We start from the raw sequence: 26,230 nt of genomic DNA on the forward strand, positions 1-26,230 counted from the left end.
CGAAGTTCCTCTTTCAAAACGTCGCGCCGTTCCTCCGCTCCGCCAGGAGGCGCATACTTCGCGATGCCGCCGGCGATCAAACCGTTTTTCCGGCCTCTACGTATCCCACGTCATCGGCCAGAATCCGCAAGAACTTCACAAGAGCGCCGTGATACGTTTCAACCCGTCGATCGCCGGTTCGTTCTCAAAGATGTACGGCAGCCGCAGCGAGTTGACGATTGCCGGAGAGAAACCGCAGGTAGTCGATATGTCATGCAGGCTGTCTTGCACAAAAGGCACCGCAAACAAAAACTGAAAGGGGTACGAGGAATGTTTCAGCGCACTCGCTTCTCAAGCTTACGTCGTCATCTCTTCCCGATCGCGCTCGGTCTCTGCGCCAGTCTTGCGCACGCCGCGGGTTTCGATCTGATCCAGGTACCCGCCGACAAGGATGGTCCCGCGCTATACGGCGCCGTATGGACGCCCTGTGACGCCCCCACCGAAAAAATCGCGGTCGACCGGACGGTCATCGACGCGACCCGCGACTGCCCGCTCGCCGGCGCGCAACTGCCGCTGATCGTCATGTCGCATGGCTATGGCGGTTCTTTCCTGAATCAGCACGACACCGCGGAAAAACTCGCGGATGCGGGCTTCGTGGTCGCCGAGGTCAATCACTCGAACGACAACTACCGGATTCGCGGCGGCCCCGACGACACGATTCTCGCCTTCGCGACCCGCCCGATGGACGTCAGCCGGCTGCTCGACTACATGCTCGATAAATGGCCTGGGCACGCGAAACTCGATGCCGACCGCATCGGTTTCTACGGTTTCTCGAGGGGGGGTTATACCGGCCTCGTCCTTGCCGGCGCCGATCCCGATTTCGAACGGCTGGGGCCTCCGCCGTCGTCGCCCTGCGTGACTGCACCCGAGGGCCCGGCGTGCCAGCAGCTCCACCAGCGCTTCAAGGAACTGCTTGCCGCGCCCGTGGTTCACGACGACCGCATAGACGCAGCCGTGATTGCCGACCCGTTCGCCCCGATCTTCACGGCTGAGGGATTGAAGGATGTGACGATCCCGATTCAACTCTGGTCATCGGCCTTCGGTGGCGACGGCGTCACACCGGAAAGCGTGGCCGCCGTCGCGCACAATCTGCCCGACCCGCCCGACTTTCACACGGTACCGAATGCGTCGCACTTCGGCTTTCTTCTGCCGTGCTCATCGGCTCTGCTCAAAGCCAAACCGGAGATTTGCAGCGATCCGCCCGGCTTCGACCGTGTCGCCTTTCACGCCGACTTCAATGCCCAGGTGCTCGCTTTCTTCAAGGAGCAGCTTGCACCGTAGCGCCCTGACGCTGAGGCCAGGTGTCGAGCGGCGCCGCCTAGCCCGCGCCCTTCGCCCACTTCAGCAGCCGCGCGACCTCGTCGAAGTGGCGTTGCCCGATCGTCCCGTTCTCCGGCGTCGCGTCGTATAGCGCCTCGGCGAGCCCGGTATTCGCGAGCGTCGGTCGCAGTCCCGCCTGCGCGAGCTTGACGATCCGCTCGGCTGCTTCGCCCTCGCCCCGCGCGAGCACCCACGGCAGCGTGCCAAGCCCGCCGTAGTACAGCGCGACCGCGACGCGCGACGAATACACGACCGCCGACGCATAGCCGATCCGGTCGTTCAGCGACGCGAGCTGCATTTCGAGCGCGATCTGCCGGCGCCGCGACTGCACGTGCGGATCGCCTTCGCTTTCCTTGTATTCGCGCCGCACTTCCTCGATCGACATCTTCATTTTCTGGCTGAACTCGAAGCGCTGATGCACGATATCGATCAGCGCCATCACGATGAACACCAGCGCAGCCCAGCCGAACAGCATCAGCATCAGATGCGCGATCAGCGCGAGAATCGACAGCGGTCGCGTGAAACCCGACTGCACCGCCGGATCAAGCGACGTGTAGATCACCCAGCCGAGCGTCGAGACGAGCAGCGTGGTCTTCAGCAACATCTTCGCGAGGTTGACGAGGTTGCGCATCGACCACAGGTTTTTCAGGCCCTCGGCCGGATTGATCCGCGCGAGCGACGGCACGAGCCGGCTCCACGCCATCACGCCGCCCACCTGCACGAAGCCCGAGAGCAGTCCGACCGCGAGCCCGATACCGATGAACGCAAGCGACGGCAGCATCCACGTGTGCGCGCCGCCGTCGACGAGCGTCGCGATCCGCGCGCCTGGATCGGGTGCGCCGACCGCGTCGAACACGAGACGGAACAGCGCGTCGATCCGCGCGAACATCTGCGTAATGCCCGCGGCGAGCGCGACGCAGATACCGACAAAAATTGCTGTCGATATCGTGTCCGCGCTCTTCGGTACTTCGCCTTTTTCACGTGCATCGCGCAGGCGCTTCGCAGTGGGCTTCTGACTCTTCTCCGCCATCGCCGGTCGCCCTCAGTGGCCGTGCTGCAGCAGCGCGCGCAGCAGTGCGATCATCCCGCTGTCGGGACTCAGCAGATCGTGCAGCGACGCATACACGAGCGGCAGGAACAGCGCCATCATCAGCATCGCGAGCGCGCTCTTCACCGGCTGCGAAAACGTGAAGATGTTCAGCTGCGGCACCGCGCGGCCAATCAGCCCGATGCCCGCGTCGACCAGCACCAGCACAATCACGACCGGCGCGGCGATCTTCACCATCCACACGAACACGGCATCGGTCTGCCGCAGGATGAAGGTCGACAGCACCTCGGAGAAATTCGGCAGCAGCGAGCCGATCGGCCACCACGTATACGACTGCGCGAACACCTGGACGATCATCTGCAGACCGCCGGCCGTCACGAACAGCGCAATCGCGACGAAGTTCAGGAAGCCGGACGTCGGGCCGCCTTCATGGCCGCCCATCGGGTCGAAGAACGCGGCGCTGCCGCTGCCGGTCTGGAAGTCGATCAGGTAGCCAACGCCCTGGATCGCGAACAGCACCGCGCTCATCGCGCCGGCGAGCAGGATGCCGATCAGCGCCTCCTTTGCAGCAAGCAGGCACCAGACGAGAAACGGCAGGTCGACGATCTGCGCAGGGTCGATCACCGGCGACACGAACGCCGCGATCACGACCGCAAGCCCATTGCGCACGAGGCCGGTCACGATCTCCTCGTTGAAGACCGGCATGATCAGCATCACCGGTAACAATCGCGGCATCACGTAGAGCAGCGGCTTCGCGCCAGCCGCGATGTCGGAGAAGTTCTGCGCCTGATCTAGCATCGGGTGTCGGGGCGGAAGGTGTCGGCGGGGTCTTGATCGTCGTCGGCGTCGGGGTCCGGCGTGGGCGTATGGAATGCATCAGGGTCGGACGGCGTGAAGCGGCGTACGGCGTATGCGTCGGAGATTTCGTCGTCGGCGCGTTCGCTGCGCGCGGTGAGCGCTCGCTGGGTCCGTTCGCCGACTTTCTCCAGCTTGTCCTCGGCCGCCTTCGCGCGCCGCACCGCGCGCTGCCGCTGCGCGAGTTCGGTCTCGTGGCCTTTGTGCGTCGCGCTCGCGCGCACGATCGAGCTGTTCGCGGTACCGATCTGCAGATTCATCGTGCGCGTGTCCGCAGCGGCTTCGTGCAGTGTGCGTGCGGAGCGGTCCGTCGTTTCAGCCGCAGCAGCAAGACGTTGCTGGATCGCAGCCTTCGCCGAGACCTGGCGATCGAGGTGCTGGCGTGCGTTGTCGAGCACGCGTCGGCTCTCCGCAGCGACGCCCTGCTGGCGCGCGGCCGCGACCCGCGCGAGCTGCGAGCGCAGCGCGCGCACGCGGCGTAGCCGGGCGAGCATCTCTTCGATCTCAGACATGATCGTTCGCGAGACGGGTGAGGCGCGCGAGCATCGTGTCGAACGACACGTTCTCGGTCGCGAGCTGCGTGCAGAACGCGCCGAGCGCATCGCGCGCGCGCAACGCGAGATCGCCGAGCCGGTCGCTGCCTTCGCGATACTCGCCGATCTGCACGAGCAGTTCGATCTCCTGGTACTTCGCGAGCAGTTCGCGCAGCCGGGCAGCCGAGCGCTGATGCACGGCGTTCGTGACGAGCGGCATCACGCGCGACAGGCTCGCGAGCACGTCGATCGCCGGATAGCGGTTCGCCAACGCTATCTTGCGCGACAGCACGATGTGACCGTCGAGAATCGAGCGGACTTCCTCGGCGATCGGATCGGATTCCTCGTCGCCTTCGACGAGCACCGTGTACAGCGCGGTGATCGATCCGCGTTCGCCCTGCCCCGCGCGTTCGAGCAGCCGCGGCAGCACCGCGAACGTCGAAGGCGGAAAGCTGCGGCGCGTCGGCGGTTCGCCGCTCGCGAGGCCGACCTCGCGCTGTGCGCGCGCAAAGCGCGTCAGCGAATCGACCAGCAGCAGCACACGCTGCCCCGCGTCGCGGAAATGCTCGGCGATCGCGGTTGCAACAAGCGCCGACTTGACGCGTTCCATCGCGGGCCGATCCGACGTCGACACGACGAAGATCGAGCGCGCACGCACCTCAGGCGACAACGAGTGTTCGATGAACTCGCGCACTTCGCGGCCGCGCTCGCCGACCAGCGCGATCACGTTGACGTCGGCCTTCGCGCCGCGCGCGATCATCCCGAGCAACGTGCTCTTGCCGACCCCCGACGGCGCGAAGATGCCGACCCGCTGTCCTTCGCCGAGCGTCATCAGTCCGTCGATCACGCGCACGCCGGTCGCGAACGGCGTGTCGATCATCCGTCGCGCGAGCGGGTTGGGCGGTGCCTGCTGCGTCGATACCCACGTCGCACCGCTGACCGGACCGCGACCGTCGAGCGGCTGGCCAAGCCCGTCGAGCACGCGGCCGAACAGGTTCGCGCCGACCGGAAACACGTGCTCGCGACCGGACGGCACGACCGTCGTTTCCGGCGACAGCCCGGCGACGTCGCCGAGCGGTGTGAGCAGCGTAGTCTGCCGCGAGAAGCCGACGACTTCCGCGAGCAGCGTCGGCTGGTTCGGCGTGCGCAGTTCGCAGATTTCGCCGAGCCGCGCGCGGATGCCGGTCGCGTTCAGGATCTGCCCGACCGCATGATTGACGCGGCCCTGCACCGACACCGGTGAAAAAAATGCGAGCCCCGCATCGAGATCGCCGACCAGCCGCCCGCTGTCGACGAGTGGTTCGTCGTCACTGTCGGCGTAGGTACTCATCTCGCGACCCCGCCAAACGGTTCGCGACGGATCGCCTGGCGCAGCGCGTCGATCTGCAGGTCAAGGCTCGCGTCGATGCGGCCCGACGGCGTCTCGACCATGCAGGCGCGCGCCGCAAGCTGCGCGTCCTCGACGACACGGATTTTCTGCGACCGCACCTGGCCGGCGAACGCGCTCGTGAGCGCATCGTCCATCTCTTCGCGATGCCCCGGCGCGACGTGCACGATCAGCAACGGCTCGTCGCGTACGAGCGGCATGATGCGCGCGAGCGCCGCTTCGTACAGACGCTGCGTGCCCATCTCGCCGACGATCGCGCGCACCGCCTTGACGACGATCTCCGCCATCGCGTCCTTCATCGACTCCATCGTCTTCGCCGCCGATAGCGCCTGGCTGTAGGTTCGCGCCGCGTATTCCCGCTGCGCGCGGCGGAGTCCCTCCTCGTAGCCGGCCGCCTGACGCGCGTCGAATTCGCGCTGCGCGGCCGCGACGATGCGCTCCGCTTCTTCGCGCGCGGTCGCGATCACCGCGGACGCATCGAGCAGCGCCGCGTATTCGCGTTCCTTGAGCACCTTGCGCTCGGACAGCAACTGCAGGTTGTCGCTCGTGATCAGAAAAGCCAGTCCCATGCCGCGAACCTCTCGGGTATCAGGAACAAAAACAGCAGCTCGCCAAACTGGTCGCGCTGCGCATGATTCAGCAGATAAGGCGCTTCGTCGTCGATTGCGCGGTTGAATTTCAGGCGCGCGCGGCGCTCGACCGGCATGCCGGCCGCCGCGACGAAATCCGCCAGCAACCGACCGCCGCGCGCGCGGATCAACGGAGGCAACACCGCGGGATCGTTGCGCCACGGTTCGAGCGTCTCGCCGAGCACGCCGAATTCCGGCGCGCGTTCGAGCGTCAGTTCGAGCGCGTCGGCACCGAACTTCGCCGCGACCTCGGTGCGCACGCGACGCACGTGCAGCGCGTCGCGCAGCCAGTTCCGGTGCAGCAGCAAACCCGCGAACGACGCAAGCTGTTCGAGCGCCGCGCCCGGCAGCAGCGCGAGACGCGCGGACGGTGTCGCCGCGTCGAAGTCCGCGATCTGTGCGACGCCGTGCGCATCGAGCAGATGCCGCGCGATCAGCCGCCGCCCCGCGTCGCCGAAGCGCGACAGCGAGCGGTACGCGTCAGGCCACGCGGCCGGCACGCGCGTGACGTGCAGATAGGTGTCCGGGCGCAGGTTGAACTCGCACACCATCCGGTAGAACGTCGCGCGACGCGGCGACGCAGGCGGCTCGAGCGGTTGCATCCAGGGCAGCGAGGGCGAACGGTCGGCGGGTGTCATCGCGAAGGGTGCGTCGTCGTCGGGCCGCGGGGTGGGTACGGGCTACGCACCATCGCGTGCACTATCGGCAACCCGCACGCCGCTACGCGCACCACTACCTGCCCCACTCGCCCCACCATTCGCACGACCGCTGCCGAGCAATCCGGCAAGCCCCCGTCCGAACATCCCGCGCCGCGCCGCCGACAGCGCGATCACAATGAACGTCAGCAGCACCAGCGCGCCAACCAGCCAGCCGAGCGGCGAGCGCAGATGCACGATGTCGTTCAGTGCGTTGCCGATGCCGTTCGCGGGCAGCGGTTTTTCCGCGGCTGGCTGCAGGAACAGCGACACGTTGTCGTACTGCAGCCCTTCGATGCTGTGCGCGACGAGGTCCTTCACCATCGGTGCCATCGCGCGAAGATCGACGCCGGGCCGGTAGCGGATGTAGACCGCGGCCGACGACGGCTTGATCTTGTCCGCGAGCGGATCGTTCTCCGGAATCACGACCTGCACGCGCGCGACCACCACGCCTTCGATGTCCTGCAGCGTGCGCGACAGATCCTGCGATACGCCATACAGATAGCGCATGCGCTCTTCGGCAGGCGTCGACACGAGTCCCTGCTTCTGGAACAGCTCGCCGATGCTCGCGTAGTGCGGGTGCGGCAGGCCGTTCGAATGCAGCACGGTCAGCGCGGAATGCATGTCGTCGTCGGAGACTTCGACGAGCCACGACTGACGATCCGACGTGTCGCGCGCGTCGTTGTCCTTCGACGCGGAAATGCCGGCGTCGGCGAGCACGCCGATCATCTGGTTCGCCTCCGCCTCACTCAGGCCCGAGTACAGCTCCTTCTGGCAGCCGGCCAGCAGCACGAGCGCGCCCATGACAACGACGCGCGCCGCGTGGCGGCGCCAGCGGATCGATCGATGAGCGGTCATTCCTGATTCTTCAGAATCGAGTGCGTGAGCCCGTTCGTCGCCTGCGCGACTGCGAGGCTCAACTGGTATTCGGAGATCGTCGTCGTCGCGCTCCACTGGAAGTCCATTGCCTGGGCCATCGACATCAACGGGTCGTTGGCGTTCTGCGTCATCGACGAGAGCATCTCGGTCTGGTGCTTCTGCAGATTCGAGTAGCGCGTGTCGAGGTCGTTCGTGAAACTGCGCAGCCGGTCGACCAGCGAAGAATGGTTCGGGTCCACGGGCGTCATGCGGACGTCAGAAGACGCTGGCGTGACGGGCTGCGTTGCCGGTGTTGCCTGGGTTGCCTGGGTTGCCTGGGTTGCCTGGGTTGCCTGGGTTGCCTGCGCGGTCTGCACAGGCTGCACGGTCTGCGGCGGCAACGCCGCGGGCGTGGCAGAAGCAACGTGGCCGGTCGACTGCATCAGTCCGTCGAACTGCCGGACCTGTGCTGTGTGTTGTGCACCATCCGTCTGCGCGGCCTGCGCGGCGGACTGGGTGCCCGCGAGCGCGGCCGCCGACGGCGGCGCGACACCTGAGACAGTCATGATCTGTCCTCCTTGTCTGAATCACGGTGCTGAATCACTGCGACGTCGGGTAGCCGGCCGCGCTCGCGCGTGCACAATCCCGCCGCCGATGCACGTCATCGGCGTCGCGGTACTGCGACAGGCGGGCGGCCAGCGCCCGGCGTCAGGAGCGGCCAGCCGAACCGATGTGCTCTGCTGCCTGCGACGCGGCCGTCCCGGCTGCCGACGTGACTGCGCCGGTCGTCTGGAACGTACTCGTCGAGCTTTGCACCTGAAACTGGATCTCGGTCAGCTTTTCCTGCGCTTGAATCAGTTGGTTCGCCTGGTCTTGAACGGCGGTGGGATCGGTTGGGACGGTTGCCATCTGTGACTCCTTCGTTGGTTAACGCTTCAACATAGACGGCCCGACGGCCCCGTGCCGCCTGCCGCTCCGCCTGCCACCGCGCTCGACGAGCGCACCGGCGTGCGGTCCTGGTTGCGCACGGCGCCGGAGCGCCGCGCGCGAATGCTGTTGCGCCGCTACGGTTGCGGCTTCTGCTGCGACTGCTGTACGCCGAAGGCCGCAGCGACGTTCGCGCCTGCGGCGCTGGTCATGCTCGCGACGCCCGGTGTCGTACCGGCGGTTGCTGCGGTTGCTGCGGTAGTTGCGGTAGTTGCGCTGCCTGCCGAAACGGTCGGTGGATTCGCCGTCACGGTCGCAGCCGCACCCGACACCGGCAACGCGACGCCGGTCGCCGCGCCGCTTGCGACCACCGTGGCCGACGCCGACGTATCAGACGCAGCAACTGGCGCACCCGCCGAACTACCACCGAGCGGCATCGTCACCTTGCGTCCGTCGTTGTCGAACACCACTTCATCGGGACCGATCGACACGACGGTTGGCCCGTGCTTCATCTTCGAGCCCTCGAAATAGCGGCTGCCGTCCGCGGTCTCGATGTAGCGCTGGTCGCCGTCGCCGGCGAACACCGTGACGATCTCCGGAATCCCCGCGGTGCCGCCGAGCATCCCCGCGCGCGTCGCACCGGCACCCGGCTCCGCGTACTGCACACGATCGACGACCTCGAGCGCGGGCCGCGCGTCCTTCATGTAGTTCTGGATCCGCTGTGCGATCTGCGCATGCGGCGCGTCGCCGGTCAGTTCGATCTTGCCGTGCCCGAGATACGACACGGTGAGCGGCGTGTCGCTGAAATAGGTCTGCGCGGTCGCGAGCAGATCGCCGACGACGTACACGGTACCCAGCGCCGCGTTGTCGACGCCCGCGACGATCTGCGCGACCTTGTCGCGCTCCGCCGAATCCTTCACGTAGCCGCTGACGAGCGCGCCGTCGTCGCGTGGCGCGACGTTCAGTTCCGGATAGATGCGCAGTGCCTGCTGCAGCCGGTGCACGCGCGACAGCGCCGATTCATGCTGCCACGGCAGACTGCCCGACCACGCGACCAGCCCGTAGCCCAACGCACCCAGCAGCACGCCGACCCACAGTGCGGCGAGTACGATCACGAAGCGCCGGCTGCCGACGCGCCGCATCGCATCGGCAAGCCATGCGGGCCACGCGGAATTGCGATCGGTTCGCGGCTTTTCGCTCTCGGCGGGCAACGCGGCAGCCGCCTGTGCGTTGCGCGCGATGCCAAGGCGAATCGAGCCGACGGTGACGACATCGTTCGGCGTCAGCGAGCGGCGCGCGGCGTCGAGCGGTTCGTCGTTGAACAGCACCGGTGCACCGCCGGTCGTATCGTTCGCCGCACCAAAGTTCTGCACCGTCACTGCGAGCGCGCCGACCTGCAGGCACACCTGCTTCGCGCCGATCTCGCGATCCGGCAGGATCACTTCGCAGTCGGCCGCGGTGCCGACCCAGTTCGCGCCACGCGCGAGCGACATCGTGCGGCCATACATCGGGCCGCTCAGGAAGCACAGATTCCACGGCGACACCGCGGCGTCGCGCGGCTGGGCCGACGCGCCGCCGTTCAGCGCCGTGTGCGGATCAAGGGTGCTCGTAGCCATGATCCGTGGTTCCGGTCTGCGTCACTGCGGGTGGCGCAGCGGACGGGGAAGCTGGGCCTTTTGGCGGGGGTGGCAGCGGCGCCGGGCCGAGGCGCGTGCCGGGCAGCGGCGTCGGTGTGAGCGGCATCGCGATGTCGCTGTCGGGCGGCCGGTACATCGTGAGGCCGTTCGAATCCGGCGCGGCGCCTGCCCCCGGATTGATCGGCGAGCCGTCCGGCGCATACATCGACGCCGTTTCGACGACACGCGGCGTCAGCAGATAGAAGCGCTCCATGTGCGAGCCGGTCTTGTCGGTGTACTTGAACAGGTTGCCGATCAGCGGGATGTCGGAGAGCCACGGCACGCCGCTCTTGTTGAGCTGCACCTGGTCGTCGTTGAAACCGGCGATCAGCAGGCTGCGGCCTTCGTCGATCATGGTCTTCGTGACGATGTTGCGCTGCTGGATCACCGGAATGTTCGACACCGCCTGGCCCTGCACGATGTTGCCGTCCTGGATGTCGATCGACATCATCACGCTCTCGGGAGTCGCGTTCACCGCTTGCGTCGCGCTGTCGTCGACGATCATCGGCGTGACCTTGATGCTCGTGCCGGTCGTCACGCTGTACAGCGACGAATCCTGGAAGCCGTTCACCTGTACGTAGAACTGCGTGAGGTTCTCGAGGATCGCCTCGGTGTTGTCGAGCGCGAGCACCTTAGGCTTCGAATGCAGTTCCGCCTTGCCGGTCTGCGCGAGCGCGTTCACGCGCGTCAGCAGATAGTCGCGCAGCGAGCCGCCGATCGATGCGGTGAGCGCGATACCGGTCGGCGCGAACGTGCCCGTCTGGCCCTGCTCGGTCGTGCCGACACCGAACGTGAGCGGAGGGTTGCCGCTGGTGCCGTACTGCGTGTTGCCGTTCAGCGGATTCTGGCCGTTGCCGATCTGGATGTCGCCGTGCGTCGTATGCAGGCGCCAGTCGATGCCGAGGCTGTCGAGCGACGTATCGTCGATGTCGATGATCGTCACGTTGATCTCGACGATGCGCGGCCGCACGTCGAGTTCGCTGATCAACGATTGATAGCGGTACATGTTCTCCGGCAGATCGCGCACGAGCACCGCGTTGATCGCCGGATCGGCCTCGATGTGCGGCAGCACGTCGGCACCGCCCGAACCGGAAGAGAACGGCAGCGCGGCGCCGTCGCTGGACAGGCCCGACGCACCGTAGCCACCGTTACCCGAGGGACCGCCTGCGATGTCGGGGAATTCGATCCGCGGCACGGCAATCGTCACGCCGGAGCCGAGCTTCATCTGCCGCGCGGCCGAACCGAGCGTCGCGTTCACGGGCGCGGCGGTCGTGGGCGTGTTATCCCTGCCGTACAGCCGCTTGAGCATCGTCGCGACGCCCGGGATCACCACTTCCTTGCCCGAGCGGTTCACCGTGAAGTCCGATGCCCAGCCGTACTTCAACCGGAATGCGTGCACGTCCGCGAGCTGACCGTTCGATGCCGGATTGCCGACCGTGCTGACCGCCTGCCGCACGAGCTCGATGTAGCGACGCGGACCCGATACGTAGATGCTGTTCGAACGGTCGTTGATGACGAGCGAGAAGCGCTTGTCGGCGATCTGCATCGTCTGCAGCGCGCGGCTGATTTCGCCGGCCGAATTCGGCGGAATCGGAATGACCTGGCTTTGCGACTGATCGGCCGGATCGATGTACAGGAACGAGCCGTCGTAGTACCACGTGAGGCCGTAGGTCGCGCACACGGTGTCGAGCGTCTGCTGCGGCGTGCCGGAGAAGCGGCCGCTGATCGTCCCGTCCACCTTCGGATCGACGACTGCGGTAATGCCCTGCGACGACGCGAGCTCGCGAATGAAGTCCGCGATCTTGCGGCCGTTCGCGACGATCGTGAACGGCCGGTTGCGCCAGCGCAGTTCGGCCGCGCGCGCGGAATGCATGATCGGCGTGAACAGCGATGCCGACAGCAGCGCCGCAGCGAACAACATCGTCGCGGCGAGCTGGGCTCGCCGTCTGTCGAATCGAAGCGTTACCGCACGTCGGCGCATCAGAGCATACCCGTTGAAGAAACGAACAATCGTGTCAGCGCTTGCTGCGCGAAACGCAGCACCTCGCTCCCCAGCCACCCGGACAACACCACCAGCGCGACCATCACGGCAATCAGCCGCACGGCGATGCCGATGTTCGCGTCCTGCACCTGCGTCACCGCCTGCAGGATCGCCACGACGAGCCCCGTCGCGGTCGCGATCAGCACGATCGGCAGCGACAGCAGCAGTACGAGCATCAGCGCCTGCTGCGTCAGATCGAGAATCGTCGAGCTCGTCATGACGTTGCTGCCGTTCTTGTATTGCGCACTTCGGCGCCGGCGCCGACCGTGCCGTCGTCGGGCGGATTCTTCACCCAGCCGATCGTATGCAACTGCACGTCCTCTTCGATCTCCTGATACGACAGCACCGGCAGATCGGGCAGCACCGGCTGCAGGATCGACTTCGCGTAGCGGCGCGCGCCGAGCGCGATCATCACCGCGAGCCGCGCGTTGCCGTGCGGACCAGGCGCCGCGCCCGCCGCATTCGCAATGGCGCGCACCTGCTCGCAGATGTCCTGCTTGACGCCGCTCGGCAGCGCCAGGAAATTGCCCTGCTTCGTGCGCATCACCGCGTTCTCGATGCGCTCCTGCAGGTTCTGCTCGAACAGCACGACGCGCAGTTGCCGCGTGGCGCCGGCGTAGCGGTCGGTGATCATCCGGCGCAGGTCGATGCGCACCAGTTCGACCAGCGCGATCACGTCGTCCGGTTCGTTCGGCGCCCACGTGATCAGGCTTTCGAAAATCACCCGCAAATTGCGGATCGGCACCTGCTCGGCGAGCAGCCGCCGCAGCACTTCGGTTACGCGTTGCAGCGGCACGAGCCGCGTCAGTTCGCCGACCAGCTCCGGATGCTCGCGTCGCACCAGATGCACGAGCGCCTGCGTCTCCTGGATGCCAAGCAGTTCGTCCGCGTGCTGCCGCACAATCTGCTCGACGTGAGCGGCGAGCGCGGCCTCGCAGGTCAGGTGCTTGCCTTCCGTTTGCGTCGCGGTGTCGGCCTTCATGTCACCCTTCAACCACAGCGCGGTCGCGAACGGACCGAACGCTTCGGCCGGCTGACGCTCCGCCTGCTCCGGCACTGGCGACACGCCGTCCCACAGCAGCCAGCCCGGCTTCAGCGCACCGTGCGCGGCGAGCACGTCCTGCAGATAGACGCGGTACGTGCCGTCGGGCGCATGCTCGTCGTCGTTCAGCGTGATGCGCGGAAACACCGTGCCGATATCGGCGTCGACACGCGCTTTCGCGTTCGACAGCGCCGCCTGCAGTTGCGCGAGATTCAGCGTGCTGCGCAAGTCTTCTGCAAGCGTCACCGCGATCAGCGACGTCACGCCCGCCACGTGCGCGACCCGCGCCGCCTGCCCTTCGCCCTGCACGCCGTCCGCGCGGCCCGCGACGTTGATCAGGTTGAACGACGGCGCGACGGTGCGGCGCTTCATCTGCAGGATCGCGATCGTCGCGAGCCCGGCCGAGATCAGCGCGAACGACCAGACCGGAAAGCCCGGCACGACCAGAAAACCGGCTAGCACCAGCGCCGCGATCAGCAGCGCACGGGGATGCGCGCCGAGCTGTTCGCCTAGTTGCTCGCCGAGCTGGCGTTGCCGCGCATCGCGTGTCGCGACGCGCGTGGTGACGATGCCGGCCGCGATCGACACCAGCAGCGACGGAATCTGCGAGGCCATCCCGTCGCCGACCGTCAGGATCGCGTAACGCTGCAGCGCTTCGGCGATGCTCATGTCGTGCATCAGCGTGCCGACCGCGATGCCCGCGACGATGTTGATGAACGCGATCAGCAGGCCCGCGATCGCGTCGCCCTTGACGAACTTCATCGCGCCGTCCATCGCGCCATGCAGCTGCGATTCCTGCTCGAGCTTTTCGCGCCGCTCGCGCGCTTCGTCCGCGCTGATGATGCCCGCGCGCAGATCCGCGTCGATGCTCATCTGCTTGCCGGGCATCGCGTCGAGCGAAAAACGCGCGCCGACTTCGGCGACCCGCTCCGAACCCTTCGCGATCACGATGAACTGCACGACCGCGATCACCAGAAAAACCACCCCGCCGACGACGACGTTGTTGCCGACCACCAGCCGGCCGAACGCGTCGATCACATGGCCCGCGTTCGCGTGCAGCAGAATCAGCTTGCACGACGCGATGTTCAGCGCGAGACGGAACAGCGTCGTGAACAGCAGCAGCGCCGGAAACGACGAGAAGCTGACCGCGGACGGCACGTAGGTCGACACCGTCAGCAGCACGATGCTGATCGCGAGATTCAGCGAGATCATCCCGTCGAGCGCCGCTTGCGGCAGCGGCAGGATGAACAGTGCAACGACCGAGACGATGAACGCCGCGAGGAACAGGTCGGCACGCGGCGAAGCAGCGCGCCGGGCGCCGGACACGCTCGCACCGGCGAACAGCGTCCGCCGCCAGTCGCGCGGAAACGCCTTCAGATCTGCCATCGTCGAGTACCGGCTCCCTGTTTGCGAAAGCTGTTTGGGACCGGCCGGCAGCCTCGTGCGGTCCACGCGCCGGCCCGGTCTGCGTGCATCGGACCCGCGCTGCGCGCAGTGAAGCCGATGCCTGCTAGTTATCCGAATGCGATCGAGTGTAGCGGGGCCAATCAGCTGATGAAGGGGGCTGCCTCGTAGCGATCCACGTGCTTTGACGGGCTGTGGCGCGAGCGACTACGAAATACGCCGCATGACGCGATGCTGTGAAAAATCCCCTATGCGTTCACGTCTTTAAGCACGCACACGTCGCGCGGCGAGGTACGCGAGTTGCGCCCGGTTGTGCACGTTAAACATCCGTTCGAGTGCGTGAATGTGATAACCGACCTTGTGCAGCGACAGATGCAGCGCGTCGGCGATTTCCTGATCCGACAAACCTTGCACGAGCCTTTCGAGTACCGCTTCCTGTTCCTGCTCGAGCGTGATCGCGCGGCGACTGCGCACACGCTCTTCGAGAAACGGCTGCACGAAGCGATGAACGGCAAGGCTCACAGCAAGCGCGGCGCCGGTCACGCGGTCGTCGATCCAGCTGGAGTCGTGCATCTCCGACGCGAGCCCGACACCGACGCGCAGTTCGAGCTGCGGTGCCGACAGCGAGAAGATCACGCCGCTGTTCATCGCGTGCGCGCGCAACGACGCGGCGAGCGCGCGCGTGCGGCGATCGCCGGTGCGCGCTGCTTCCTCCTCGATGCCATCGAGCTGCCACGCGACCGGAAAGCCGCTCTGCAACACGCTCGCGAAGCGCGGATCGGCTTCGTACCACAGGCCTTCGAAGTAAGGCTGGACGTACGAGGCCGGCGTCAGATCGCGCAGCAGATGGGCGTGCAGCACACGCTGGCCGATCATTTCGAACGCGCCGTAGTTGAGCGTGCTAAAGCCCGCGCGGCGCATTTGTGCCCGGCAGTCGTCGAGGTCGAATTCGAACGGGTCGGATTTGCCGATGTTGTCGCGCGAGGTAGTCGAGGTGGTAATAACCGCGCCATCACTGCGCACGGACGACGCAAGTTCGCGTGGCATGCGAGGTACCGTGGCTGCCGTCGCCGCATTCGCCATGCGCTGCGCGAGGACGTCGGCATAGGAAAACCAGTCGATTACGGGCGTGCCTTCACACGGGGTCATTTGGGGGGTCCTTTGTTCTGCCTGGTGTTTTTCTCTAACCCCGATATACCGCTGGTCTATTGCTATTTTTTCTTTTTCTGGCGAGTCTGCTTGAGTCAGCGCGCGCTTTGATATTACGATATGTTACGCGAGCGATTGACGAGATGTACACCGCTCGCTGCTCTAATGTGGCTTCAAGATTTCTTCCAGTTGCTCCAATTCCTGTTGCCACGTATTCGCGCGTGAACGGTCTTCGACCAACGGCTCGCCGCCGTCTACCGTTCACGTGAAATACCGCAATGCTGCGTCAAGGACCTACTCATGCACGACCTTGCGTTAAGCGAAAGTCCGGCTGAAGGCGATGCGTTCGCGGAGCTCTGCGAGTCGCTCTGCGCGCACGACAACGAACCCCGCATACGTTCGATTCCCGTGGTTCGCTACAACGACGCGAAGCAGATCGCCGTCGACCAGAAAGACGCGCCGCGTCTCGGCGTCGCCGACATACTGGCGAGCGCGCAGAGCGAAGCCGAGCGTGCGCGCATCGTCGCGAGCCTGCTGCATCTGATGGGCTTTTCGACGTTCGCTTACTTCGCGCTCGAGTTCACGCACGAGAGCGTGCAGCGCCTCTTCCTGCACGACGCGTTCACGCCGGCGACCTATCGCGGCGATTACGTGGACCGTTGCCACTTCGACGTCGACCCGCGCACCTTCGGCGCGCGGATGTGCAACGTGCCGATGGTGTGGGACCTGCGCAAGCTGCGTCAGCAGTATGGCGGCCGCGAGAGTGGGCTGCCGGCCAGGCGTGAAACACTCGACGATTTCCTGCAGACGATGCGCGACGACGGCATGTGCAGCGGCATCATGTATTCGATGGCGATTCCCGGCACACGGCTGCATGCGTTCATGAGCTTCACCGCGCCGCGCCTGAACCGCGACTGGATCACGTCGACCACGATCGAGCAGGTGCTGTCGATCGGCTTGTCGGTGCATAAGTTCAGTTCCCCGAAACTGATTGCGGCCGCGCGCGAACATTCGGTGAACGGTCTGACTGCATTCGAACAGAAGCTGTTGACCGGCATCGCCGAGGGCGCGTCCGACAAGGAGATCGGCAAGCGGCTCGACACCAGCGCGCACAACGTCGACTATCACCTGCGCAAACTGCGCAAGCGCTTCGGCGTGTCGAACCGGATCGAGCTGACGTACCTCACGTCGAAAATGGAATTGATCTGACCGATCTGACCGATCTGACGATTCCGACAATTCCGACGTTCAGGCGCGGCAGCACTTTTCGCCAAGACGGCCGCGCCGGCCCAGCCCTACAGTGGCGCGGATATTCACCGCCACGCGAACAGGGCCCGACATGCCACACTATCTCTGCCACGAACAGCCTGATCTGCTGGCGTTCGACGCGACCGTCACCGATGCGCGACCCGGCGCCGTGCGGCTCGACCGCTCCGCGCTGCATCCCGGCGGCGGCGGTCAGGTCTGCGATACCGCGACGTTGACCCACGCGCACGGAATCGCCAGAATCGTCGGCATCAGCGTTGAAAACGGCCTCTACTGGCATCTGCTCGATGCGCCGCTCGAACTGTCGGGCAGCGTTCATGTGTCGATCGACGCCGAACGCCGTTCGACCGTCGCGCAGTTGCATACGGCAACCCACATCCTGAACGCACTCGTCTATCAGCAGTTCGAGGGCGCGCTCGTGACCGGTGCGCAGATCGGCGCGGACGGCATCGCGCGCATGGACTTCGATCTGCCCGATGCGACCAACGATGCGCTGCGCGCGCTCGAAGCGCCGCTCAACGACGTGATCCGTCAGGGCATGGAAGTGCGTGCGTCGTATCTCCGCTTGAGCGATGCGAAAGCGACGCCGGGGCTGATTCGCAGTCTGTCGGTCGCGCCGCCGCCGACGCCGGACGGCACGATCCGCATCGTCGAGATCGGCACGCTCGACCGGCAGGCGTGCGGCGGAACGCATCTGACGAACACCGCGCAGTCTCGACCGGTGCGCGTGACGAAGATCGAGAACAAGGGACGCCGCAACCGGCGCATGAGAATCGAGCTGGTCTGACGCGTGTGACACGACGAGGTAAAACGCGCATGAGGAACGGGAATCGGCAACACGAAGTGCTGTACGCACGCGACGCCGCGCTCGAAGGTGCGTGCCTCGCTACCGCACGCTACGGCGCGTACGAGTTCTCGCGGCACGTGCACGACGAACTCGTCATCGTGATGACGGAGCGCGGCGCCGGCGAATGCCGCACGCGCGCCGGCAGCGACGTGTCCGGACCAGGCACGGTGCGGGTCTTCGGTCCCGGCGAATACCACAGCGGCGAGGTATGGGAAGACAACGCGTGGCACTACCGCGCGATCTATCTCGACATGCAGGGGCTCGCCGCGTTGAGTGCGGTCTTCAGCGGCGAGTCGCGCGACGACCGTTCGCTCGTCATCCCGCCCGGCCTCTATCGCGACGAAGCGCTATCCGCTCTGCTGATCAAGGCACACGCAAGCCTCGACCGCGACGGCGCGACACCGATGATGGAGCGTCAGGCGAACTGGTGGGCAGCGATGGGAATGCTGTTCGGCCGCTACGGCCAGCCGAAGCCCATCGTCGATACCGTGGGCCACGAGACGCGAAAGATGGCGATCGTGCGCGACTACATCGCGGCACACAGCGAACGCGATATCCCGGTCGACGAGCTGGCCGCACTCGTCAATCTCAGCCGCTACTATCTGATGCGCTGCTTCTGCGCCGAGTACGGTCTGCCGCCGCACGCGTACGCGAACCAGGTCCGTCTGATCCACGCGAAGCAGCTACTCGCGGCCGGTCACAGTCCCGCCGATGCCGCGGTGGCCGCGGGTTTCTACGATCAGAGCCAACTGAACCGGCTGTTCAAACGCACTTACGGGATCACGCCCGGCACGTATGCGCGGCTCAAGCCGGAGCTTTGACCTGGCTTGACGGGGCTTGACGGGGTTTGACCGGGTTTGACCTGGCATAACGCCGCGGTTTGCATGAAGTCCTGAATTCACGTCTGCACCCGCCCGCCTCGATGCCTCGCATGGCCAGGACAAACCCTTGCCGTGCGCAAAAGCACGTCGACTGAAAGCCCATGGAAGGGTCGCGCTTTCTAAAATGCCCGTGGCATCCCCTATGCCTGCCCGTCCGTCGGTTCGCCGAAGAGGCGACGCTTCGGCGATCGACCGGACGGCATGAACGGCTACAAACAACAAAGAGAGCGCCGATGCGACACCGATCCAGTCCCGTGAAGTCCGCCATGCCGGTGAGCTTGCGCCACCGGCTGCTCTGGTGGCTCCTGCTGCCGCTTGCCGCCGTCGTCTGCGCGTCGGGAATGATGTCGTACCGCACCGCGCAGACCACCGCCGACCTCATGCAGGACAATGCGCTCGTGTCGTCGGCGCGGATCATCGGCGAGGACATCGACTGGGAAGATGGCGACGTCAGCGTGCAGATTCCACCGGCCGCGCTCGAGCTGTTCGAATCGGAGGAGCGCGACAACGTCTTCTATCGCGTCGAGACGGGCGGGCACCGGCTGCTGTCGGGTACGCCGGATCTGCCGTTTCCGCGGAAGCCCAGCCATGTTCCAACGCCGTACGACACAACGCTCGCCGATGGTCGCAGCGTGCGCGCGGTTGCCTACGTGCGCGACCTGTACGACTCCGGGCGCACCGAGCAGGTCACGGTGATCGTCGCGAAGACCGAGGCATCGCGCGACGCGCTGATCGGTCAATTGCTGCGTCCGCACCTGTTTGGCGAAGTGCTGACGCTGCTGCTCGCGATGCTGTTCGTCTACCTCGGTCTGACGTTCGAGCTGCGTCCGCTGATGCAGCTGAAGGACGACGTCGCGGGCCGCAATCCGTCGCAGCTCGAACCGATCCGGGCGGACCGTCTGCACTTCGAATTGCGGCCGATCGTCGATGCGATCAATCAGTGCGTCGCGCGAATGCGCGAGCAGGCCACCGTGCAGCGTCAGTTCATTTCGGACGCCGCGCACCAGCTGCGCACGCCGCTTACGCTGATCGACGCGCAGATCCAGTTCGCGCGTCAGCGCAACACCGCCGACGCGCCGCTCGTCGAGGCGCTCGCGGGCATGCAGCGCAGCAGCCGGCGGATGAGCCGGCTCACCGACAAACTGCTGCTGCTCGCGCAGGCCGAATCCGCCACGCCTTCGGCGGTGCGTGGGTGTGTCGATCTGGTCGCGGTGATCGCGAGCGTGCTCGAAGAACTGATCGTGTTCGCGCAGTCGCGTCACATCGACCTCGGTGCCGAACTCGACGACGCGCTGTACGTCAGCGGCGACGAAACGCTGACAACCGCACTCGTCACGAATCTGGTCGACAACGCCCTGCGCTATACGCAACCCGGCGGATGCGTAACCGTTGTCGCGCGGCGCAGCGAGACCGCCGTACGGCTGCAGGTGATCGACAACGGACCCGGCATTCCCGCGCATGCGCGCGCTCGGGTCTTCGAACGTTTTTACCGCGTATCGAATGGAACCGAAGGAACGGGCCTCGGCCTTGCGATCGTGCGCGAAATCGCGCATCGGCAAGGCGGCTCGATCTCGCTCGACGCGGGCGAAGGCGGCGTCGGCCTCATCGCGAGTGTCGACTTGCGGCTAGGACGGGCTGGGCCAGCCAGCGGACCATTCGACGTGGACTCGAGGAGAGCGGCATGAAACTGTTGCTGGTGGAAGACGACGCCGATCTCGCGCGCTGGGTGATGAACCTGATGGAGATCGAGAATTTCGTACTGGACTGGGCCGAGGACGCGCAACGCGCCGAAACCCTGCTCAGGCTGCAGCACTACGACGCCGTATTGCTGGATCTGCGGCTGCCCGACACGAGCGGCAAGGAGCTGCTCGCGCGGCTGCGCCGCCGGCGCGACGACGTGCCCGTGCTGATGCTGACCGCGCATGGTTCGACCGAAGACAAGGTGGCCTGCTTCTCGGCCGGTGCCGACGACTATGTCGTCAAGCCGTTCGACGCCCGCGAACTGGTCGCGCGCATCAAGGCGCTGATCCGCCGCCAGGCGCCCTGCGACAAGGGACGCCATCTGGTATGCGGCGACCTCTTCTACTCGTTCGACACACGCGAATTCGTGCTGCACGACACGCCGCTACCGCTGCGCCGTCGGGAACATGCCGTACTCGAAGCGCTGATCCTGCGACAGGGCAAGACCGTGTCGAAAGCGGCGCTAATGGCGACCGTCTACGGCATCGACGACGAACCGAGCGCGGACGCGATCGACATCTACATCCACCGGCTGCGCAAGCAGCTCACGGGTTCGACCGCCAGGATCATGACCTTGCGCGGGCTCGGCTACATCGTCCGTGAAGACGCCGCCGGTAGCGCCGCCGCGGCCGGTGAAGGAGGTGCGCCGGTCTAGTGTTTGTACCGAGGTTTCCCCGCCCGCCGCGAAAGAAGCGCGAAGGGTTGGCCTGACTATGCTTTGGGCTCCTGCTCGAAACGAAGTCGGATCAATTCAACAAAGCGGAGGAGACGATGATGAAAAAGACCCACCTGTGGCTGCTGGCAGGCACAGGCGCGCTGGCTGCGGGCCATGCGCAGGCGCAGTCGAGCGTGCAGCTCTACGGCCTGATCGACCTGAGCGCGGTGTCCTACCAGACCCATTCGAGCGCGACAGGCGGCCATACGATTTCGATGGGGATCAACGGCGAGCCGTGGTTCAGCGGCAGCCGCTTCGGCATGAAGGGCGCGGAGGACCTGGGCGGCGGCATCAAGGCGATCTTCAAGCTCGAAGCAGAATACCGCGTGAGCGACGGCGCGATGGAAGACCCCGGCCAGATCTTCGACCGCGACGCGTGGGTGGGCATCGAAAGCCCCGTGCTCGGCAAGATCACGGCCGGCTTTCAGGACACCGTCGCACGGGACGCCGCGGCGATCTACGGCGACCCGTACACCAGTGCGTCGTTGACCACCGAAGAAGGCGGCTGGACCAACACGAACAACTTCAAGCAGTTGATCTTTTACGCGGGCAGCGCGACCGGTACCCGTTATCAGAACAGCATCGTATGGAAGAAGCTGTTCCAGAACGGCATCTTCGCCGCCGCGGGCTATGCGTTCGGCAACCGCACCAGCTTCGGCAACAACGCGACCTACACAGCGGCGCTCGGCTACAACGGCGGGCCGTTCAACCTGTCGTCGTTCTACAACCACGTCAACAACAACGGCTTCACCAACAAGACGTACTCGATCGGCGGCAACTACACCTACGACATCGCGCGCCTGAACGCCGGCTTCTTCCACTACACCGGCGACCAGGGCGCGCTCGGCAAGCGTACGGACAACGCGTGGACCGTGTCGTTCAAGCTCTCGCCGAAGGGACCGCTCGATTACGAAATCGGCTACCAGCAGATGCACGCGACGAACGCCGCTTTCGACGACAACGGCGGCACGGCCAACGCGAACCTCGTCTTCGATCCGGACACAGGCACCGGCAGCGGCTACAAGGAGACGCTGTACGCATCGGTGTTCTATCACCTGTCGAGGCGCACCGAGCTATACGTGGCGGGCGACTACATGCGGCTGCATGGAGGCTATGTCGTCTCGACGACGTACGGCGCGAAGAATCAGCTGGAGTTGACGACGGGGGTAAGGACGCGGTTCTAGGATGAGTGGACAGGTCGCACCGGTTTCCGGAAAGGTGGTGCGGCCTGTATCGCTGTATCGCGAACGCACTGCCCTCACTGCGGCTCGCGGCAGGCACGCCCCATCCGGTCCCGGCGCCGGAACCCCAGCGTCTCGTAGATCGTGCCCGCATGATGCGACTCGTCGGCGACCATCACGAGGCGATTCGCACGGCCTGCGGTGCGCGCGATCGCTTCGCTGACGAGCGTCTTGCACACACCGCGATTCCGATACGGCTCGCCGGTCAGCACCGACTGGAAACGCCCTATGCCGCCGATGAAAAAGAGTCCGAGACTGCCGGCCAGTTCGCCGTCGATAAAAGCGCCCCATTCGTCGCCGAGCCCTCGCGAGACGAGCGTCCGGTAAGCCGCCTGCTGCCATGCGACGTAACGGATCGACGTAACGTCGGAGGGGTCGTCCATGTCGGCGAGCAGCATCGTCGCCCACGCATCCCAGTCCTCGTTCGAATTCAGCGGCCGTACTGCCACGGCTGCATTCGTCGACACCCGGCGCAGATCCTCCGGTTGCGCGACCAGCACGCGACACACCGTCGCGTCGTAACCGTGCTGCACGAACGCAGTGAGATCCACCGGATCATCGCCCTGTTCCGCCCACACGAACGTGCGATGCAGGATGCGCGGCGGCGCGCCGACGAGTCGCGCGAAATCTTCTTCAAGTTGGGCGACATCGCTATTCGCAGGTCGTGCCGGCAGCACGAGCATGTTGCCGAAAAAGTATTCGGGTGCATCGGGCGTGCGCGCGACGATATAAGGCTCGCTCTGTTCGACCACACCGATTTCGGCGTGCAGCAGCAGATCGGTCGCGAGGCCGAGGTTCTCGGGTAACTTGAATGCGCCCGTCACCCCGCGTTCACCGGATAGCGCACGTTCCACTGCCGGATCGCGCGCGTATCGCGCTCAAAACCGAGCACGCTCGCCGACGCCGTGTCGAGAAAGAGATGCGCGCCGAACGCCGCCGTTTCCGTGACCCAGCAACCACCGAGCACGCGCAGAAAGTGGCCATGCGAAAACAGCGCGATGCGTCCACCGAGCGGAAGCAGCCGCTCGATCAGCCCAAGCGCGCGCGCCTGGATCTGATCGCGGCTCTCGCCTTGCGGAATCGCCGATTGCCAGATCGCCCAGTCGGGCTCGGTCGAGCGGATGTCGTGCGTCGTGCGGCCCTCGTAGATGCCGTAGTCCCATTCGCTGAGATCGGGCTCTACCTGCGCATGGTCGCCGAGCCCTGCTTCGCGACACGTCTCGCGCGCCCGCACGCGGGGGCTCGTGAACACATGGTCGAACGGTTGCGCGGCGAGCGCCGAGCGCAGCGAACGCGCCTGTTCGCGGCCGTGTTCGGTCAACGGGATGTCGGTGCGGCCTGTGTGTTGTCCGGACAGGCTCCATTCGGTTTCGCCGTGCCGGATCAACCAGATTTCGGTGTGTTCGGAAGGATGGGCAAGCTCGTGGGTACCGGTGCGGGTATCGGTGTTGGAATCGGTCGTGGCCATGATCGAAGTACGCGGGGGTCGTTGAGAATGACGAAAGTGACGTGGGGCAGCGGACCGTGCAGTCCGCATCGATAGCCGACAGTATGCCTCGCGAACGTGCTATACGCTCAATGCCCCGTCTGCTTCAGTGCCTTCAGCGCCATCCGGTCCACCAGCGACGGCGCGATCAGTTTGAGCCACTGTGCGACCTTGCCTTTCGCGGTCATCACCACTTCGCGCCTGCGCCGCATCATGCCGTCCAGCATCAACTGCACGCAGGTATCGACCGACATCGCGTCGTCCTCGCGTAGCCGGCTCTCGCCGAGCGGCTGGCCGTCGGGACCGAAGCCGTTCACGCGCGTCGCGGTCGCTACCACGCCGGGGTACACGACGCACACGTCGACGCCGCTGCCACTCAGTTCGGTGCGCAGCGCCTCGCAGAAACCGGCCAGCGCGAACTTGCTCGCCGAATACGCGGTGCGGCCCGGCACGCCGACCTTGCCGGCAAGGCTCGACACCGCGACCACCAGCCCGCGGCTTTGGCGCAGCCACGGCAGCGCGGCGTGCGTACACCACATCGCGCCGAAGTAGTTCACGCGCATCACCTGCTCGTAGTAGCCGATGTCGGTGACCTGCTCGAAATAGCCGTGCGCCGACACGCCCGCATTGTTCACGAGCACGTCGAGTCCGCCGAACCGCTCCGTGACCGCGGCCACCATCGCCTCGCATTCGGCACGCACTGCGACGTCGACCTTGAGCACCATCACGTCGGCGCCTGGCGTTTCGCTCGCGATGCGTTGCGCGAGTGCGTGCAGCAGTTCGATGCGGCGCGCCGCCAGCGCGATGCGCGCGCCCTGCTGCGCGAGCCGTCGCGCGAGTTCGGCACCGATGCCATCGGACGCACCGGTAATCAGCACGATCCTGCCCGCGAACGGGGACGAAGAAGAGGCCATCGTTCAGTCCAGCAGGTCTGGCTGTTCCTTGACGATGCGTGCATACAGCGGCTGGAACTGAAACCAGCCCGCCTGCGACGATCCGATGATCGCGTACGACTGCCGCGCGGCGGCATCGGAGATCGTTTTGGGCGCGCTACCGATGCGAGCGGCGGCGGCCTCCGCGAGCAACTGCACCTGGCACGAACGCTCCATCGTGATGAACCACCATGCAGCTTCGTCGACGGTCTGGCCGACTGTTAGCAGACCGTGGTTCTGCAGGATCGCCGCCTTGTGCGCGCCGAGCGCGTTCGCAATGCGCTGCCCTTCGTCCAGCTCGACCGCGACGCCGCCGAAATCGTCGTACAGCGCGTGGTCCTGATAGAACGCGCAGACGTCCTGCGTCAGCGGATCGAGCGTTCGGCCGAGCGTCGACCACGCGCGGCCGTAGGTGCTGTGTGAATGTGCAGCGGCGTTCACGTCGCTGCGCGTCTGATGCACACGCGAATGGATCGCGAACGCGGCCGCGTTGACGGGGTAATCGCCCTCCACCACGTCGCCGTGATGATCGCAGCGAATCAGGTTCGACACGTTGACCTGGCTAAAATGCACGCCGAACGGATTGACCCAGAACGTATCGGTGAACTCGGGATCGCGCGCGGTGATGTGACCGGCGACGCCCTCGTCGAAACCGAATTTCGAGAACAGCCGGAAGGCCGCCGCGAGCCGCTGCCTGCGATGCAGCCGCTCTTCGGCGAGGGTCGCGAACTGCGGCGGGCGCGGGACGTTGCGGTACTTGTCCTGCGCGGAAAGCAACGTACTCATCTCTGTCTCCTTTGAATGGCGCCGCGCGGACGTCGTTGTGGGTCGTGCCGATCGCGCCGCCCGCTCCGCACGCTGCAGGTGCCGACCCAGCATACACAAATAGCACGCTCGTTTCGTCGATTTCGCTCGACCGTTGCCTCCAATCGCCGCGAATAAACGCAGATAAATGCGGATAAAAAAGGGGCGTCTCGCGACGCCCCTGCTGCGTTTCCGTACACGGTCACGGCACGGCAGCGACGACCCGAAGGCCGTCACCGCGCACCGTGCACCGTCACGCTACTGTTGCTGCTGTTGCTGCATCTGCTGCAGCGCCTGCTGCTGACGCAGCTGGATGTACTTCTGCACGTCGGTCATCGTCACGCGCCCGCTGTGGGCGGTGTCGATTTCGTCGAAGTGCTTCGAGACGTAGCCTAGGCCGTTGCTCTGCGCCTGCGCCTTCGTCACGGCTGCGCCGTTGCTCAGTGCCGAGTTGGTGTTCAACCTGGCTTCGAGCCGCTGCTGCGCCTGCTGCTGCAGCGTGGTGCCGGTGGCTGCCGCCACCGGTGCGACACGGTTATGAGGGAAAAAAGGACCGTCCACGCCCTTGCTGCCCTGCGGCAGCGTGACGGGTGCCACCGCCTGCGGAGGCAGGGCATGCGCGCTGCTGGCAAGGACGCCAAGGACGATCAACGGAGAAATGCGCCGCAAGATATCGATGAGAGACATGATCGCTCGCAATGAATGATTGAACTGT

General features: G+C 65.7%; 26 protein-coding genes. 7 read left to right on the forward strand and 19 right to left on the reverse strand.

Translation table 11 applies throughout. The features are described from left to right. Positions 1 to 252 precede the first annotated feature (252 nt). Positions 253 to 1,320: an alpha/beta hydrolase family protein gene (locus ACREXZ_RS03450; protein WP_431762630.1), complete on the forward strand. Its 1,068-nt coding sequence runs from the start codon at positions 253 to 255 to the stop codon at positions 1,318 to 1,320. A 37-nt stretch (positions 1,321 to 1,357) separates the two neighbouring features. Here ACREXZ_RS03450 and ACREXZ_RS03455 read toward each other — a convergent pair whose 3' ends face one another. From ACREXZ_RS03455 to ACREXZ_RS03520, 14 genes are all read right to left on the reverse strand, one after another. After that, the gene (locus ACREXZ_RS03455; protein ID WP_431762631.1) at positions 1,358 to 2,389 is read right to left on the reverse strand and encodes an EscU/YscU/HrcU family type III secretion system export apparatus switch protein; all 1,032 of its coding nucleotides are present in this window, start codon (positions 2,387 to 2,389) and stop codon (positions 1,358 to 1,360) included. Positions 2,390 to 2,401: 12 nt separating this feature from the next. After that, entirely contained in the window at positions 2,402 to 3,205 is an 804-nt protein-coding gene (gene sctT, locus ACREXZ_RS03460; RefSeq protein ID WP_431762632.1) for a type III secretion system export apparatus subunit SctT, read from the reverse strand. Next, positions 3,199 to 3,774: a hypothetical protein gene (locus ACREXZ_RS03465; protein WP_431762633.1), complete on the reverse strand. Its 576-nt coding sequence runs from the start codon at positions 3,772 to 3,774 to the stop codon at positions 3,199 to 3,201. Before ACREXZ_RS03465 ends, sctT begins: the two co-directional genes overlap by 7 nt. Beyond that, the gene (locus tag ACREXZ_RS03470; RefSeq protein WP_431762634.1) at positions 3,767 to 5,125 is read right to left on the reverse strand and encodes a FliI/YscN family ATPase; all 1,359 of its coding nucleotides are present in this window, start codon (positions 5,123 to 5,125) and stop codon (positions 3,767 to 3,769) included. The genes ACREXZ_RS03465 and ACREXZ_RS03470 overlap by 8 nt, the downstream gene beginning before the upstream one ends. Then, entirely contained in the window at positions 5,122 to 5,751 is a 630-nt protein-coding gene (gene sctL / locus ACREXZ_RS03475) for a type III secretion system stator protein SctL (RefSeq protein ID WP_431762635.1), read from the reverse strand. Before sctL ends, ACREXZ_RS03470 begins: the two co-directional genes overlap by 4 nt. Then, complete coding sequence (locus tag ACREXZ_RS03480; protein WP_431762636.1) at positions 5,733 to 6,449, reverse strand: SctK family type III secretion system sorting platform protein; 717 nt, start codon at positions 6,447 to 6,449, stop codon at positions 5,733 to 5,735. Before ACREXZ_RS03480 ends, sctL begins: the two co-directional genes overlap by 19 nt. A 42-nt stretch (positions 6,450 to 6,491) precedes the next feature. Further along, entirely contained in the window at positions 6,492 to 7,364 is an 873-nt protein-coding gene (sctJ, locus tag ACREXZ_RS03485) for a type III secretion system inner membrane ring lipoprotein SctJ (RefSeq protein ID WP_431762637.1), read from the reverse strand. Continuing rightward, on the reverse strand, positions 7,361 to 7,930 hold the full coding sequence (locus ACREXZ_RS03490) for a hypothetical protein (RefSeq protein ID WP_431762638.1): 570 nt from the start codon (positions 7,928 to 7,930) through the stop codon (positions 7,361 to 7,363). The genes sctJ and ACREXZ_RS03490 overlap by 4 nt, the downstream gene beginning before the upstream one ends. Before the next feature lie 142 nt (positions 7,931 to 8,072). Then, positions 8,073 to 8,273, reverse strand: coding sequence for a hypothetical protein (locus ACREXZ_RS03495; protein WP_431762639.1), 201 nt, complete (start codon positions 8,271 to 8,273; stop codon positions 8,073 to 8,075). Positions 8,274 to 8,428: 155 nt separating this feature from the next. Beyond that, the gene (gene sctD / locus ACREXZ_RS03500) at positions 8,429 to 9,907 is read right to left on the reverse strand and encodes a type III secretion system inner membrane ring subunit SctD (RefSeq protein WP_431762640.1); all 1,479 of its coding nucleotides are present in this window, start codon (positions 9,905 to 9,907) and stop codon (positions 8,429 to 8,431) included. Further along, on the reverse strand, positions 9,888 to 11,948 hold the full coding sequence (sctC, locus tag ACREXZ_RS03505; RefSeq protein ID WP_431762641.1) for a type III secretion system outer membrane ring subunit SctC: 2,061 nt from the start codon (positions 11,946 to 11,948) through the stop codon (positions 9,888 to 9,890). Before sctC ends, sctD begins: the two co-directional genes overlap by 20 nt. Then, the gene (sctS, locus tag ACREXZ_RS03510) at positions 11,948 to 12,226 is read right to left on the reverse strand and encodes a type III secretion system export apparatus subunit SctS (RefSeq protein ID WP_431762642.1); all 279 of its coding nucleotides are present in this window, start codon (positions 12,224 to 12,226) and stop codon (positions 11,948 to 11,950) included. The genes sctC and sctS overlap by 1 nt, the downstream gene beginning before the upstream one ends. Next, entirely contained in the window at positions 12,223 to 14,436 is a 2,214-nt protein-coding gene (gene sctV / locus ACREXZ_RS03515; RefSeq protein WP_431762643.1) for a type III secretion system export apparatus subunit SctV, read from the reverse strand. The genes sctS and sctV overlap by 4 nt, the downstream gene beginning before the upstream one ends. 282 nt (positions 14,437 to 14,718) lie before the next feature. Continuing rightward, complete coding sequence (locus ACREXZ_RS03520) at positions 14,719 to 15,603, reverse strand: autoinducer binding domain-containing protein (protein WP_431762644.1); 885 nt, start codon at positions 15,601 to 15,603, stop codon at positions 14,719 to 14,721. 300 nt (positions 15,604 to 15,903) lie between these two features. Between ACREXZ_RS03520 and ACREXZ_RS03525 the strand changes: the two genes are divergently transcribed. The 6 genes from ACREXZ_RS03525 (at position 15,904) to ACREXZ_RS03550 (ending at position 22,236) form a co-directional block, all read left to right on the forward strand. Then, the gene (locus ACREXZ_RS03525) at positions 15,904 to 16,812 is read left to right on the forward strand and encodes a helix-turn-helix transcriptional regulator (RefSeq protein WP_431762645.1); all 909 of its coding nucleotides are present in this window, start codon (positions 15,904 to 15,906) and stop codon (positions 16,810 to 16,812) included. A 130-nt stretch (positions 16,813 to 16,942) separates the two neighbouring features. Then, complete coding sequence (locus ACREXZ_RS03530; RefSeq protein WP_431762646.1) at positions 16,943 to 17,656, forward strand: alanyl-tRNA editing protein; 714 nt, start codon at positions 16,943 to 16,945, stop codon at positions 17,654 to 17,656. Positions 17,657 to 17,685: 29 nt separating this feature from the next. After that, a complete protein-coding gene (locus ACREXZ_RS03535) occupies positions 17,686 to 18,537 on the forward strand; it encodes an AraC family transcriptional regulator (RefSeq protein ID WP_431762647.1) in 852 nt (283 codons plus the stop codon). A gap of 326 nt (positions 18,538 to 18,863) precedes the next feature. Next, positions 18,864 to 20,282 (forward strand): sensor histidine kinase N-terminal domain-containing protein, encoded by a 1,419-nt coding sequence (locus tag ACREXZ_RS03540; protein WP_431762962.1) that lies wholly within the window; start codon positions 18,864 to 18,866, stop codon positions 20,280 to 20,282. Next, positions 20,279 to 20,992 (forward strand): response regulator, encoded by a 714-nt coding sequence (locus tag ACREXZ_RS03545; RefSeq protein ID WP_431762648.1) that lies wholly within the window; start codon positions 20,279 to 20,281, stop codon positions 20,990 to 20,992. The genes ACREXZ_RS03540 and ACREXZ_RS03545 overlap by 4 nt, the downstream gene beginning before the upstream one ends. 119 nt (positions 20,993 to 21,111) lie before the next feature. Continuing rightward, the gene (locus ACREXZ_RS03550) at positions 21,112 to 22,236 is read left to right on the forward strand and encodes a porin (RefSeq protein WP_431762649.1); all 1,125 of its coding nucleotides are present in this window, start codon (positions 21,112 to 21,114) and stop codon (positions 22,234 to 22,236) included. Between the two features lie 74 nt (positions 22,237 to 22,310). Here the strand turns inward: ACREXZ_RS03550 and ACREXZ_RS03555 are convergent, their stop codons facing one another. From ACREXZ_RS03555 to ACREXZ_RS03575, 5 genes are all read right to left on the reverse strand, one after another. Continuing rightward, positions 22,311 to 23,117 (reverse strand): GNAT family N-acetyltransferase, encoded by an 807-nt coding sequence (locus ACREXZ_RS03555; RefSeq protein ID WP_431762650.1) that lies wholly within the window; start codon positions 23,115 to 23,117, stop codon positions 22,311 to 22,313. Then, complete coding sequence (locus ACREXZ_RS03560; protein ID WP_431762651.1) at positions 23,114 to 23,761, reverse strand: histidine phosphatase family protein; 648 nt, start codon at positions 23,759 to 23,761, stop codon at positions 23,114 to 23,116. The genes ACREXZ_RS03555 and ACREXZ_RS03560 overlap by 4 nt, the downstream gene beginning before the upstream one ends. 107 nt (positions 23,762 to 23,868) lie before the next feature. After that, positions 23,869 to 24,693, reverse strand: coding sequence for an SDR family oxidoreductase (locus ACREXZ_RS03565; RefSeq protein ID WP_431762652.1), 825 nt, complete (start codon positions 24,691 to 24,693; stop codon positions 23,869 to 23,871). Between the two features lie 3 nt (positions 24,694 to 24,696). Further along, a complete protein-coding gene (locus ACREXZ_RS03570; RefSeq protein WP_431762653.1) occupies positions 24,697 to 25,590 on the reverse strand; it encodes a class II aldolase/adducin family protein in 894 nt (297 codons plus the stop codon). Positions 25,591 to 25,773: 183 nt separating this feature from the next. Next, positions 25,774 to 26,202 (reverse strand): 2-oxoglutarate dehydrogenase, encoded by a 429-nt coding sequence (locus ACREXZ_RS03575; RefSeq protein ID WP_431762654.1) that lies wholly within the window; start codon positions 26,200 to 26,202, stop codon positions 25,774 to 25,776. Positions 26,203 to 26,230: the final 28 nt, after the last annotated feature.

The organism is Paraburkholderia sp., assembly GCF_050742655.1.
Classification (GTDB): Bacteria; Pseudomonadota; Gammaproteobacteria; order Burkholderiales; family Burkholderiaceae; genus Paraburkholderia.

What these genes read in the sequence shown, in the direction of transcription:
- ACREXZ_RS03525 (WP_431762645.1), top strand. Translation starts at nt 15,904, where the DNA reads ATGCACGACCTTGCGTTAAGCGAAAGTCCGGCTGAAGGCGATGCGTTC.
- ACREXZ_RS03530 (WP_431762646.1), top strand. Translation starts at nt 16,943, where the DNA reads ATGCCACACTATCTCTGCCACGAACAGCCTGATCTGCTGGCGTTCGAC.
- sctC (WP_431762641.1), bottom strand. Translation starts at nt 11,948, where the DNA reads ATGCGCCGACGTGCGGTAACGCTTCGATTCGACAGACGGCGAGCCCAG.
- sctS (WP_431762642.1), bottom strand. Translation starts at nt 12,226, where the DNA reads ATGACGAGCTCGACGATTCTCGATCTGACGCAGCAGGCGCTGATGCTC.
- ACREXZ_RS03550 (WP_431762649.1), top strand. Translation starts at nt 21,112, where the DNA reads ATGAAAAAGACCCACCTGTGGCTGCTGGCAGGCACAGGCGCGCTGGCT.
- sctD (WP_431762640.1), bottom strand. Translation starts at nt 9,907, where the DNA reads ATGGCTACGAGCACCCTTGATCCGCACACGGCGCTGAACGGCGGCGCG.
- ACREXZ_RS03545 (WP_431762648.1), top strand. Translation starts at nt 20,279, where the DNA reads ATGAAACTGTTGCTGGTGGAAGACGACGCCGATCTCGCGCGCTGGGTG.
- ACREXZ_RS03455 (WP_431762631.1), bottom strand. Translation starts at nt 2,389, where the DNA reads ATGGCGGAGAAGAGTCAGAAGCCCACTGCGAAGCGCCTGCGCGATGCA.
- sctT (WP_431762632.1), bottom strand. Translation starts at nt 3,205, where the DNA reads ATGCTAGATCAGGCGCAGAACTTCTCCGACATCGCGGCTGGCGCGAAG.
- ACREXZ_RS03490 (WP_431762638.1), bottom strand. Translation starts at nt 7,930, where the DNA reads ATGACTGTCTCAGGTGTCGCGCCGCCGTCGGCGGCCGCGCTCGCGGGC.
- sctL (WP_431762635.1), bottom strand. Translation starts at nt 5,751, where the DNA reads ATGGGACTGGCTTTTCTGATCACGAGCGACAACCTGCAGTTGCTGTCC.
- ACREXZ_RS03560 (WP_431762651.1), bottom strand. Translation starts at nt 23,761, where the DNA reads ATGGCCACGACCGATTCCAACACCGATACCCGCACCGGTACCCACGAG.
- ACREXZ_RS03480 (WP_431762636.1), bottom strand. Translation starts at nt 6,449, where the DNA reads ATGACACCCGCCGACCGTTCGCCCTCGCTGCCCTGGATGCAACCGCTC.
- ACREXZ_RS03520 (WP_431762644.1), bottom strand. Translation starts at nt 15,603, where the DNA reads ATGACCCCGTGTGAAGGCACGCCCGTAATCGACTGGTTTTCCTATGCC.
- sctV (WP_431762643.1), bottom strand. Translation starts at nt 14,436, where the DNA reads ATGGCAGATCTGAAGGCGTTTCCGCGCGACTGGCGGCGGACGCTGTTC.
- ACREXZ_RS03465 (WP_431762633.1), bottom strand. Translation starts at nt 3,774, where the DNA reads ATGTCTGAGATCGAAGAGATGCTCGCCCGGCTACGCCGCGTGCGCGCG.
- ACREXZ_RS03495 (WP_431762639.1), bottom strand. Translation starts at nt 8,273, where the DNA reads ATGGCAACCGTCCCAACCGATCCCACCGCCGTTCAAGACCAGGCGAAC.
- ACREXZ_RS03540 (WP_431762962.1), top strand. Translation starts at nt 18,864, where the DNA reads ATGCCGGTGAGCTTGCGCCACCGGCTGCTCTGGTGGCTCCTGCTGCCG.
- ACREXZ_RS03535 (WP_431762647.1), top strand. Translation starts at nt 17,686, where the DNA reads ATGAGGAACGGGAATCGGCAACACGAAGTGCTGTACGCACGCGACGCC.
- ACREXZ_RS03470 (WP_431762634.1), bottom strand. Translation starts at nt 5,125, where the DNA reads ATGAGTACCTACGCCGACAGTGACGACGAACCACTCGTCGACAGCGGG.
- ACREXZ_RS03565 (WP_431762652.1), bottom strand. Translation starts at nt 24,693, where the DNA reads ATGGCCTCTTCTTCGTCCCCGTTCGCGGGCAGGATCGTGCTGATTACC.
- sctJ (WP_431762637.1), bottom strand. Translation starts at nt 7,364, where the DNA reads ATGACCGCTCATCGATCGATCCGCTGGCGCCGCCACGCGGCGCGCGTC.
- ACREXZ_RS03575 (WP_431762654.1), bottom strand. Translation starts at nt 26,202, where the DNA reads ATGTCTCTCATCGATATCTTGCGGCGCATTTCTCCGTTGATCGTCCTT.
- ACREXZ_RS03570 (WP_431762653.1), bottom strand. Translation starts at nt 25,590, where the DNA reads ATGCTGGGTCGGCACCTGCAGCGTGCGGAGCGGGCGGCGCGATCGGCA.
- ACREXZ_RS03450 (WP_431762630.1), top strand. Translation starts at nt 253, where the DNA reads ATGCAGGCTGTCTTGCACAAAAGGCACCGCAAACAAAAACTGAAAGGG.